This window comes from Pseudomonas sp. BT76 TE3572 (assembly GCF_050435365.1).
Taxonomy (GTDB): Bacteria; Pseudomonadota; Gammaproteobacteria; order Pseudomonadales; family Pseudomonadaceae; genus Aquipseudomonas; species Aquipseudomonas fluorescens_W.
Map to the genome: position 1 here is coordinate 4,104,912 of NZ_JBNDKE010000001.1, position 11,628 is coordinate 4,116,539.

The 11,628-nt window shown below is 60.8% G+C and carries 9 protein-coding genes; 3 read left to right on the forward strand and 6 right to left on the reverse strand.

The window, feature by feature from the left end:
* Positions 1-126 precede the first annotated feature (126 nt).
* Positions 127-1,491: a formimidoylglutamate deiminase gene (locus ABH912_RS18565; RefSeq protein ID WP_429511337.1), complete on the forward strand. Its 1,365-nt coding sequence runs from the start codon at positions 127-129 to the stop codon at positions 1,489-1,491.
* Between the two features lie 119 nt (positions 1,492-1,610).
* On the opposite strand, the gene ABH912_RS18570 is transcribed toward ABH912_RS18565, so the two are convergent.
* Positions 1,611-2,180 (reverse strand): lipocalin family protein, encoded by a 570-nt coding sequence (locus ABH912_RS18570; RefSeq protein WP_033055307.1) that lies wholly within the window; start codon positions 2,178-2,180, stop codon positions 1,611-1,613.
* A gap of 31 nt (positions 2,181-2,211) precedes the next feature.
* The gene (locus tag ABH912_RS18575) at positions 2,212-2,466 is read right to left on the reverse strand and encodes a lipoprotein (RefSeq protein WP_033055306.1); all 255 of its coding nucleotides are present in this window, start codon (positions 2,464-2,466) and stop codon (positions 2,212-2,214) included.
* 30 nt (positions 2,467-2,496) lie between these two features.
* Between ABH912_RS18575 and ABH912_RS18580 the strand changes: the two genes are divergently transcribed.
* Together ABH912_RS18580 and ABH912_RS18585 are read left to right on the forward strand one after the other, a co-directional pair.
* Positions 2,497-2,649: a hypothetical protein gene (locus ABH912_RS18580; RefSeq protein ID WP_429511338.1), complete on the forward strand. Its 153-nt coding sequence runs from the start codon at positions 2,497-2,499 to the stop codon at positions 2,647-2,649.
* Between the two features lie 77 nt (positions 2,650-2,726).
* On the forward strand, positions 2,727-4,619 hold the full coding sequence (locus tag ABH912_RS18585; RefSeq protein WP_429511340.1) for a methyl-accepting chemotaxis protein: 1,893 nt from the start codon (positions 2,727-2,729) through the stop codon (positions 4,617-4,619).
* Between the two features lie 180 nt (positions 4,620-4,799).
* On the opposite strand, the gene ABH912_RS18590 is transcribed toward ABH912_RS18585, so the two are convergent.
* The 4 genes from ABH912_RS18590 to ABH912_RS18605 form a co-directional block, all read right to left on the reverse strand.
* Positions 4,800-5,402: a DUF924 family protein gene (locus ABH912_RS18590; RefSeq protein ID WP_429511341.1), complete on the reverse strand. Its 603-nt coding sequence runs from the start codon at positions 5,400-5,402 to the stop codon at positions 4,800-4,802.
* A 3-nt stretch (positions 5,403-5,405) separates the two neighbouring features.
* Positions 5,406-6,416, reverse strand: a complete 1,011-nt coding sequence (locus ABH912_RS18595) for a class 1 fructose-bisphosphatase (RefSeq protein WP_033055301.1) — start codon at positions 6,414-6,416, stop codon at positions 5,406-5,408.
* Positions 6,417-6,576: 160 nt separating this feature from the next.
* Positions 6,577-7,950 carry a DUF3999 domain-containing protein gene (locus ABH912_RS18600; RefSeq protein WP_429511342.1) on the reverse strand — a complete coding sequence of 458 codons (1,374 nt, stop codon included), beginning with the start codon at positions 7,948-7,950 and terminating at the stop codon, positions 6,577-6,579.
* A complete protein-coding gene (locus ABH912_RS18605) occupies positions 7,947-11,534 on the reverse strand; it encodes a DUF2339 domain-containing protein (RefSeq protein ID WP_429511343.1) in 3,588 nt (1,195 codons plus the stop codon). Before ABH912_RS18605 ends, ABH912_RS18600 begins: the two co-directional genes overlap by 4 nt.
* Positions 11,535-11,628 lie beyond the last annotated feature (94 nt).

The window sequence follows — 11,628 nt, forward strand, 5'->3', positions numbered from 1 at the left end:
CTGTAGGCGGAGTCGGCACGGTTAATCCTTGTTCATCGGTTAGAAGTTGCTAGCTTGCCGGAGTTTACCGAGCAGGCAAACGTCTGTATATGTATATACAAATAACACACGATGGGGTGCTGAACCATGTCCGCCTTCTTTGCCGAACGCGCGCTGCTGCCTAGTGGATGGGCCAACAATGTACGTCTTGAGGTCAGCGCCGATGGCGTGTTGACCCATATCCAGGCCGATTCCAACGCAGATGGCGCCGAACGGCTAAGCGGTCCGCTGCTGCCGGGTATGCCGAATTTACACTCCCACGCCTTCCAGCGCGCCATGGCCGGGCTGGCGGAAGTGGCGGGTAATCCGAATGACAGTTTCTGGACCTGGCGCGATTTGATGTATCGCCTCGTCGGAAAAATCAGTCCGGATCAACTCGGTGTCATCGCCCGTCAGCTGTACATCGAAATGCTCAAGGCCGGTTACACCTCGGTCGCGGAATTTCACTACGTACACCACGACACCAACGGCCAGCCTTACGCGGACCCGGCCGAACTGGCGCTGCGCATCAGCCAGGCCGCCAGTTCCGCCGGGATCGGCCTGACCCTGCTGCCGGTGCTCTACAGCCATTCCGGTTTCGGCGGCCAGGCTCCGAACGACGGCCAGCGTCGCTTTATCAACAGCACCGAAAACTATCTCAAGCTTCAGTCGCGCTTGCAGCCGATCCTGGCGCAGCAACCGGCGCAGTCGTTGGGTTTGTGTTTCCATTCGTTGCGCGCGGTAACACCGCAGCAGATCAGCGAAGTGCTGGCCGCCAGCGACCAGCAGTGCCCGGTGCACATTCACATCGCCGAGCAGCAGAAGGAAGTCGATGACTGCCTGAGCTGGAGCGGTCGCCGTCCGCTGCAATGGCTGTACGAAAATACCGAAGTCGATCAGCGCTGGTGCCTGGTTCACGCGACCCACGCCAACCCGGAAGAAGTCACGCTGATGGCCAAGAGTCGCGCCATCGCTGGCTTGTGCCTGACCACCGAAGCCAACCTCGGCGACGGGATTTTCCCGGCGGTGGATTTCCTCGCTCAGGGCGGGCGCATGGGCATCGGTTCCGACAGCCATGTATCATTGAGCGTGGTGGAAGAATTGCGCTGGCTGGAATACGGCCAGCGTCTGCGCGACCAACGGCGTAATCGTTTGTATGGCGCGGATCAGCCGATGGTTGGCCGCACGCTGTACGACGCGGCGCTGGATGGCGGGGCCCAGGCGCTGGGTCAGCCAATTGGTGCGCTGGAAGTGGGCAAGCGTGCGGATTGGCTGGTGCTGGATGGCAACGATCCGTACCTGGCGACGGCCAGTGGCGACGGGATTCTCAATCGTTGGTTGTTTGCCGGCGGTGATCGTCAGGTGCGGGATGTGCTGGTCAATGGCCAGTGGGTTGTGCGCGATGGGCGTCATGCCGGGGAAGAAGAAAGCAACCGCGCCTTCACCCAAGTCCTGCGCGATCTTTTGGGCTGACACAAAATAAATGTGGGAGTGAGCCTGCTCGCGATAGGGCCATCAGCTTCAACAAGGATGTTGACTGAAATTCCGCTATCGCGAGCAGGCTCACTCCCACATTGGGTCTTCGGTGACCGTTAGTTCGAAGTCTTGGCCATCTGCGTATCGGTCGCGCGCCAGATCAGCCGCGTCGTGTCGTAGCCCTGCTGACGCGCCTTGCTCAGCAGTTCCTCACGCACTACACCATTGACCGTCGGGGTCCGTGACAGCAGCCATAGATACTTGCGGCTCGGATCGCCAACAATGGCGGTCTTGTAGTCATCGCTGACGTACAACACCCAGTACTCGCCCTTCGCCGCACCCGGAATCAGCCGCGAAAACCAGGTATCGAACTCGACCCATAGTTTGTCGGTTTTACCCGGTTCCTGTGGCCAGGCCACGCCTTTGGCCTCTTCCCATTGCCAGTCTGTCGTCAGGCAGCGATTGAGCACCAACACCTTGCCGTCAGGCTTGAGCGTGTAGTGGGCTTCGGATTGCGCGCAGTTGCGCTGAAAATACATCGGCAGACGGGCCAATTCGTACCAGGTCCCTTGGTACTTCTTGAGATTGACGCTATTGGCAGTTTTCGGTGCCAATGGATCTACGCCGGAAGTGGCGCAGCCGGCCAATACCAGGCCGGCAAAAAGGAGTATCAATAACCGCTTCATTGTTTTTCTCCCGCGGGCGTATAGCCCCGGTTTACTTCAGGCCTTGGCCGGAAAACATCAGTACTTTGTCACCGGCGTACTGCACGCTGATAAAGCTGTTCTTGTCACCCCATGTGCAACTGGACATGCCGAGCGCGCCCGAGCAATCGGCGGGTTTGCCCAGCAAGGTTTCTACCTCGGCCTTGGGCATGCCTGACGACAGCTTCGAGTAGTTTTCCTGATTGATCTTGCTGCAAGCGGCCAACAACACGCAGAACGAAAGCAGGGCAATAGAACGCAGCGACATGGTGTAGCTCCTGGGGCGAAGGGGAATGGCATGGCTGCCAAGCTGAAGCTTAGAAGAGAAAACCCCTTTCTGGTTCCCTGGTCGGACGGCTATTTATCAGGCCGCTCGTCTGCCTTTTTTCGAAAAATCAGCAACTTTCTTTCGCTATTGAGTATTTCGTCGGTTTTCGCAAAAGCCGCCTAATCTTTGGCGCCGGCTGGTCGACATAAAAGCAACGCAAGACGCCCTTTTGACCAGCCCCCGCCGCGGTAGCTCATTTAATGACCAGAAACATGAAGTTCAGCCACAAGATCTTGTTGGCTGCCGCCCTCGTGGTGGCCGTTGCATTCGCTTGTTTCATCCTCTTCAACGACTACCGCCAGCGGCAAACCCTGCGCAGCAGTACCGAATCCTCGATGCAGGAACTCGGCAGCCTGACCACCAGCAACATCCAGACCTGGCTGGAAAGCCGCATTCAGTTGCTGCAATCGCTGTCCCAGCAGATCGCCGTGGACGGCAGCGCCCCGACCAACCTCAAGCGCGCCATCGACCTGCCGGCCTACACCAGTAATTTTCAGTTGAGCTACTTCGGTGGCACCGACGGCGTGATGTTCTCGGTCCCGGCCGGCAATCGAGCGGCGGATTACGACCCTCGCGCCCGCGGCTGGTACAAGGCGGCCAATGGTGCGCAACAGACCATCGTCACCGAACCCTACATCGCCGCGTCGTCGGGCAAACTGGTGATCACCGTCGCCACGCCGGTGAAACATCAGAATCAAATGATCGGCGTCGCTGGCGCAGACATCGACCTGTCCAGCGTCAGCGCGATCATCAACTCGCTGAACTTCGGCGGCCATGGCCACGCGTTCATCGTCAGTGCCGACGGCAAGATCCTGATTCACCCGGACAGCAAACTGGTGCTCAAGAGCCTGACCGATGCTTACCCGAATGGCGCGCCGAAAATCAGCCCGGGCATGAAAGAAGTCGAGATCGACGGCAAGACCCAATTCATCTCCTTTACCCACGTCAACGGTGTGCCTTCGGCAGACTGGTACGTGGCGCTGGTGCTGGATCAGGACACCGCGTTCTCGATGCTCAGCGAATTCCGCACCTCGGCGATCATCGCCATGGTCATTGCCGTGGTGATCATCATCGCGCTGTTGGGCATGCTGATCAGTTTCTTGATGCAGCCACTGTTGACCATGGGCCGCGCCATGCACGACATCGCCGAAGGCGAAGGTGACCTGACCAAACGCCTGACCATCCACGGCCAGGACGAATTCGGTGCACTGGGCACCTCGTTCAACCGCTTCGTGGAGCGTATTCACACCTCGATTCGCGAAGTGTCCTCAGCCACCGGCCAGGTCAACGAAGTCGCCTTGCGTGTGGTTGCCGCGTCGAACTCGTCGATGTTCAACTCCGACCAGCAAGCTTCGCGCACCAGCAGCGTCGCCGCCGCTATCAACGAGCTGGGTGCTGCCGCCCAGGAAATTGCCCAGAACGCCGCCCTCGCCTCTCAGCATTCGAGTGATGCTCGCGCATTGGCCGAGGACGGTCAGCAAGTCGTGGATAAAACCATCGCGGCGATGCAGCAGCTCTCGGCGAAGATCAGCGATTCGTGCGGCAACATCGAAACGCTCAACAGCAACACCGTGAACATCGGGCAGATTCTGGAAGTGATCACCAGCATCTCCCAGCAGACCAACCTGCTGGCACTCAACGCCGCCATCGAAGCGGCCCGTGCCGGTGAAGCCGGTCGTGGTTTTGCCGTGGTAGCGGACGAAGTGCGTAACCTCGCGCACCGTACTCAGGATTCGGCGCAGCAAGTGCAGAAGATGATCGAGGAACTGCAAGTCGGCGCCCGGGAAGCCGTGATCACCATGACCGACAGCCAGCGCCAGAGCGAAAGCAGCGTCGGCATCGCCAACCAGGCGGGCGAACGTCTGGGCAGCGTGACTCAGCGTATCGGTGAGATCGACGGGATGAACCAGTCGGTGGCCACTGCGACGGAAGAGCAGACGGCGGTGGTGGAGTCGATCAACGTCGACATTACCGAAATCAACACGCTGAACCAGGAAGGCGTGGAGAACTTGCAGTCGACGTTGCGTGCGTGTTCAGACCTTGAGCAGCAGGCGGCGCGGTTGAAGCAGTTGGTGGGCAGCTTCCGCATTTAAACTTCAAGATCCACCCCTCACCCCAGCCCTCTCCCCACTGGGGAGAGGGGGAAAGGGAGCAGATCTTCATGGTTTTCGAAACCTGAGTTCGACTCGATATTTCAGGTCGATGTCACTCGAAAGAACAACTCGGTCAGTCCCCTCTACCCCCTGGGGAGAGGGTTAGGGTGAGGGGTGGATTTAGAACCGAGACCCGGGTCCCGAAAGAAACGCCAATTCCTCAGCCGTAGACTCCCTTCCCAACACCGCATTGCGATGCGGAAACCGTCCAAACCGGGCAATCACTTTCTGATGCCGCTCGGCATAATCCAGGTTATCGGCAAACACCGCCCGATCCGCCTCAGGCTGCTGCGCCACCAGATCGATAAACCGCGAAACCGCTTCGTTCTGCACCGCCAGATTCTCGCAGTGCTCAAACACCAGGTAGATAAATACCCGCTGGATCGGCCGCAACTGCCGATCGAAATCCGCAGCAATGCCTTGCGCCACCAGTGCCTGAGCCCTGAGATCGCCTGAAAAGGATTTGGGAGTGTCGCGATAGATCATTCGCGGGAGTTGATCGAGCAGCAGCACCAGAGCCAGCCAACCTTCGGGGCGTTGCGCCCACTCGGTCAATCCGCCGGCCAGTGCCTGCTCGACCCAGTCCCCGAAACGCGTGCGCGCTTCGAGGTCCTGGCTGTCGCGCTTGCCGAACCATAACTTGCCCTTGTCAGCCGATACTTCGTTGGGGGATTCGAGCGTTCCGAACCACCATTCGAGCAACGGCTGCCAGGGCGCGGTCATGGTTTATTCCTTGTGGTAAGCCGTGACGCGTGCGACTTCTTCTTTCGAGCCGAGGAACACCGCTACGCGCTGGTGCAAGCCATCAGGCTTGATGTCGAGGATGCGCTGGTGACCATCGGTGGACGCGCCACCTGCCTGCTCAACCAGGAACGACATCGGGTTGGCTTCGTACATCAAGCGCAGCTTGCCTGGTTTCGATGGCTCGCGGCTGTCACGTGGGTACATGAACAAGCCACCACGGGTCAGGATGCGGTGTACATCGGCAACCATTGCGGCGACCCAGCGCATGTTGTAGTTCTTTTTCAGCGGGCCTTCATCGCCCGCCAGCAATTCGCCGACGTAGCGTTGTACCGGGGCTTCCCAGTGACGCTGGTTGGACGCGTTGATCGCGAATTCCTGAGTGGACTCCGGGATCGTGATGTCTTCATGGGTCAGCACAAAGCTGCCCATTTCGCGGTCCAGGGTGAAGCCTTTTACGCCGTCGCCCAAGGTCAGCACCAGCATGGTCTGTGGGCCGTAGATGGCGTAACCGGCAGCTACCTGCTCGGTACCTGGCTGCAGGAAAGCCTTTTCGTTCAAGGCTTCGTTCTGGCTCAGGTATTCGCTCGGGCAACGCAGCACCGAGAAAATAGTACCGACCGGTGCGTTGATATCGATGTTCGACGAGCCGTCCAATGGGTCGAATACCAGCAAGTACGCGCCTTTCGGGTATTTGCCCGGGATCTGGTAGGCATTGTCCATTTCTTCGGACGCCATGCCGGCCAGGTGACCGCCCCATTCGTTGGCTTCGAGCAGGATCTCGTTGGAGATCACGTCGAGTTTCTTCTGCACTTCGCCTTGGACGTTTTCGGTGCCCATGCTGCCCAGAACACCACCGAGGGCGCCTTTGGACACGGCGTGGCTGATTTCCTTGCAGGCGCGCGCCACCACTTCGATCAGGAAACGCAGATCGGCAGGGGTGTTGTTGCTACGGGTCTGCTCAATCAAATAGCGACTCAGGGTAACGCGGGACATGGAAGGCTCCGGTGGAATGGGGGGGCTAAAAACCCGCGCAGTTTAACGCGAGTCAGGGCGCATTTCCTCCTATCAGACGTGTTACACCCAATAGAGTTCATGCGCCCGGTTGAGCGTAGTTCGAAACCGCCCGGATATGCACCGGGCGTTGCTGCCAGTTTCACGGCTTGACCGGCGGCTTGCGCAACAGACTGAACGCCATCGCGGCCAGAAACAAAACACTGAGCAGCAACACCGCCCACAACCCGAATTTCTTCCAGTTGATGTCCGTCGGCGCAGCCGTTGTCACGGTCGACGCTGGTGTGGTCACCGCCGCGCCTTCGACCGTAGCCTTGCCCAATGTCGCCAACTTTGCCGCGCTGTAATCCGGAATCAACGTCGACAGCGGCAGGCTCGCCGCCTTCACCGTGGCACTTCCCAGCGCTAGCGTATAAGGCCCTGCTCCGCGCGCCAGAAACACCAATTGAATGGAGCGCACGGCGAATCGCACAGTCGGCGCCTCAGCCCCCAGACCGCCGCCACGCTCGTCCACCGTCAGCTTCAACTGCTGCACGGTTTGCCCTGACAGCTGCAATTCGTTCTGCACCACGTCCTGGCCACTTTGGGTCAGGCGGTAGAGCAAACCGCTGCTCAGCGACTGCCACGGCAGGCTACTTTCCCGACGACCGGACAAGGTCACGGGCGCCAAACTGTTGGGCTGACTCAACTCGACCTGCAAGCGCTCGACATTCAGCCCCATGGGTAATTGCCAGGTGTATTCACCGGCCTTCACGCTGCTGCCAGCCAGCGGTTGCGACCAGACAAGCGGTAGCGACAGGCTGCGGGGCTTGGCGCTTTGCAGTTGCGCCGTGGTCAACGTCGGGGCCGATTGCGGCGTGTTCCACAGCAATCGCAGATAACGGGCCGACTGACCCGGCAGAGCGACTTCATGTTGCTCGACCTGCTCGTCGGCAAACGTCAGGCGTGCCACCTGCCCTTCGCCCCATGACTGCCAATGCTGCAGGTCGTCGCTGGCTTCGATGGTGAAACGCTGGAAACCGTCGCGCTCGCTGGTCCAGTCGAGGATCAATTGCTGCAACGGTGCTTTGATGCTGCTGGCGTCGAGCAACCAACCGCGCAGCACTTCTTCGCCCGCCTCCAACTGACTGGACGGCTGCACTTCGACCAGCGTGCCATTGGCGCTCGATTGCACCCGCACGCTCGGTGCGTGCTCGGTGGAGTCCGCGGAGTTGTACAGCGGGAACCATTTCACGTCAGTCAGGGTGCGGTTTTCGCTGGTCTGCGCCGGCGCGCGCGCCAAGGCATACGCCTGAGCCTCACCGGCGGCATTGAACACGCGCACATCGCTGAGATCGGTTTGCCGCGCATTCAATTGCACGCTCAACGGCAATTCGAGGCGATACCACGGACCTTCGCCGCTGACCGACAACGGCACCTGCGTGGCGAAGTCCGCCAATTTTTCCTGAGCACTGGCCGACAGCACCACACCCAGCGCAACTGCGCCCAACCAGACACGGTTCAGCTTCTGACTCAAGAGGACACTCCTTCGGTTTGCGGGGCCGGTTTTTCAGCCTCCGGCACAGCCTCGGCACGTTTGGGCGGCAACGGGGCGAAATAGCCCACCACCAACAGCAACACGCCAACGCCGATAAACGACACGATCCGGGCGAGTCCGCCGCGGTTACTCAATTCGACAAAGAACAGTTTGGCCACCACCACACCGATCAGCGCCGCACCGATCAGCCAGACTTCGCGACGATGACGCAGATGACCGCCGATCATCAGACTCAGGGCCATCAAGGTCCAGACGATAGACAGACCGGCCTGCACCAGCATGGATTCAAGCAAGGCATCCAGCTCGAACGGCACACCGCCCCAATGGTGGGCAGTGCGCATCACCAGCGCAGTAAAGAACACAAACAGCGAGGCGCCAGCGATCAGTTGCGTGGCGTGATCACAGTAGTCCTTGCGAATCGCCAGCTGCACCACCGCGCTGCGGGACCACACGTAGACGCCGAACAGCGCAAACAGCAGACCCAACTCCAGCGGGTTGATCAGCGGTACGTAAGGCAACGGCTCGGCGGTGCCGTCGCTGACCACGTTCGCCAGCCAGAACCAGCCGAGCATCAGCAACGCCAGCGGTGCCGCCGCGTACACGCGGTATTCGCGCGAATACGCCGACACCGGCCATGGCCAGGCCCGGGGTGCCGCCATCAGCACCAGATACAGGCTCGGCAGAATCGCCCAACCCAACCAGCGCCAGGCGTTGTACTGCTCGGACAACAGCAACAGGCCGTAACGCAGCTCCAGGGCCAACACACCGATCAATAGCCAGCAGCCGAGCACGTGCGCGGTACTGAGGGCGCGCGCCGGCAACATCGGCGCCAAACGCCGCAGGGAGATGAAGTGCACAATGAACACGGCCGCCCATGCCAGCCAACCGACGTTGGCCGCCGGGTGATAACGCGAGTGCCACGCAGCCAGCAACACCAAACCGGCCGCAGGCATCAGCAAGGTGCAGAGCAAGCCCAGCGACGACCACTTCAAACGCAGCGCCAATACCGTCCACAGCGCCACGCTCAGCGCCGCGACCGCCAGCAACAACGTCGCTTGCAGATTCAACGGTGCGAAGCGCAGTACTTCACTCACCCACGCCAGCGCCCACCAACCCGCGCCCCACACCAGCAGCACTTCGGACAAACGCTGCAAGCTCAGCACATCGAAGGCCGAGGCATGGTTGCCGAGCTGCAAGCGCCAGGCGCCAACCATCGCGGCCAAACCCAACACCAGCGGCGTCCAGAAACCGCTATGAGCCAGAGGCTTCAACCCTTCGCTCGCAAGCGGTCCGAGCAAATCAGGCCCGGCCATCAGGAACGCCGCGCCGCCAATCACCTGCAACAGCAGACCGAAGACAAAACTCACGCGCTGCTTCAGGTACAGGCTCAGCCAGATAATGAACAGACCGCTGGCCGCCCATACGGCACTCGCCGTTTGCCAAGGCAGGACGAACAGCACCGCCAGATTGATCAACACCAGACCGGCGAGCAACACCACCGACAAGCCGCGCAGCAATCGCACGTCGCTTCGGACCATCTCATCGCGCGCCGCCAGCAACATGCCAGCAATCAGCGCCAGGCCGATCAACGACGCGCTCAGCAGACCGCTCCAACCCGCACTGAACACCGCGCCAGACTCACCGCTCGAACCCTGTAGCCGCAGCAGGAACAACGCACCGCCGAGCAACTGCACGGCGAATGCGGTGAACAGGAACGTGCGCGATTGCAGACGCAAGCCAACGAACAACGTCGCCAACCCCGCCAGCGCCCAACTGATCGCTGTGCCATGAGTGAAGAAGAACAACGGCGCCAGCAGATAGAGGAAGGTCAGACCCAGGCAAGCCAATACCGGCAGCCCTTTGCGCTCCCATTCCGACGTCTGCTCGGGCAAGGCTTTGCGCAACTGGTAGAAGCTGAACAACAACGCCACGCCGAGCATCAACGCACCGAGCGGCGTACCGTCGAGCAGGCTGCTTTCGCCGATCCGCAGTTCGCTGATAAACGCCAGCGCCGAGCCCAATTGCAGCAGCAAGGCAAAGGCTCGGGCCAACGGTCGTTGCTGACGCAGGCCGAGCCAGAAGATGCCGGCGCCTTCGACGGCCCAGGCAGCAGCAGTCCAGCGCGCATCGAGCCCCAATGGAATTGCCAGGCTGGCGAAGATCACCCCCAGCGCCAGACAGGTTTCCGCCAGCAGCAACGCTCGTCCGCCCATCAACAGCCGCGCCAGCCCCATGTAAATCATGCCCAACGCCAACGCGCTGAAGGCTGCGGCGAATTCCAAGTGCTGGACCAACGCGAACTGCAAGCCGAAGCCCACCAACGGAGGACCGAACAGCATCGTGCCGTCGACGTAATCGCCCTTGCGCGCCGACCAATGCAGCAGCGCTTCACGGCTGTCGTCCTCGGGCGCATCGCTCATTTCCAGCAACTTGCGCCGGGCGAACAGCAGACCGATGGCCAGGTACATCAGGAAAAACACAATCAGGAACGGCTCGGTGCTCCACAGCAGTTCCGGGGTATAGGAACGCAGGCCCCAGGCGAAACCGATGCCGAAGGTGCCGACGAAGCCGATCAGGTTGAGCAGCCGCCAGGCCTTGAACCAGGCGATGGCGAGGATGCCGGCGTTGAGCAAGGCGAAGTAGCTGAACAGCGCGACATGGTTGCCGGCGCCGGTGGAGGTCAGGATCGGCGCGGCAAAACCGCCCAACGCTGCAGCGGCAGCCAGGCCCAAGGCATCCTGAGTGATGGCGAGGATCGCCGAGAACACCGTCACCGCGACCAGCAGGCCTAACGCCGCCGTAGGATCGAGCAGCGGATGCAAGCGCATCGCGGCAAACACGGTCAGGTACAACACCGCGATCCCGGTGCCCTGCAGCATCAACGCGTAATGGCTGTTGCGCGTTCTAAGCCACCAACCCAGGCCCAGAAGACCCAATGCCGCTGCCGCCACACCGGCGTAACGCAACTCGATTGGCACCACCATGCCTTCGGTGGCGTAACGCAGCAGGAACGCCAGGCCGAGAAACAACAGCACCACACCGACCCGCAGCACCGTGTTGCCGCCGAACAGCCAGTTGCGGGCGCCACTGATGGCACGGTCGATGAAGTTCGGGCCACGTGGGATGGCAGGTTGTTGCGGCTCGCGGGCGACCGGTTCGGGTTTCCAGGCATCGACGGGCACGGGTCGGCTCGCTTCGGCAGCGGCCGCGGTGATCGGTTCCAGTTCGGGAGGGAGTTCCCAGATCAGCTCTGGGGCCTCGGCAGGGATTTCGTCGAGAATGAATTCAGGAGGTGCAGCGGCTTCGCTAGCAACTGGCTCACTGGTTTCCGGCGTCTTGACGCCTGACACCTCCAGCAATGACAGCCGTTGCTGCACCACATTCAGCGCGATCTGAGCCTGATCCAGTAGCTTACGTTGCTCGGCGGCCTGTGAACCCAAGCGACCGATGCGAATGGCCTGGCCAATACCCAGCCCGAGCAGCGCGCCCAACAGCGCATCGCTGAACGACTCGTCGAGTACCCAGCCCAGCACCAGCCCAATCAGCATGAACATCCATTGCATGGTCGATATCCCTAAGCGCAGTGGCCAATCCGGCAAACTGACGCTCAGTATATCGGCCAGGCCCAACAACCGTCGGGCCTTGCTCGCAATTATT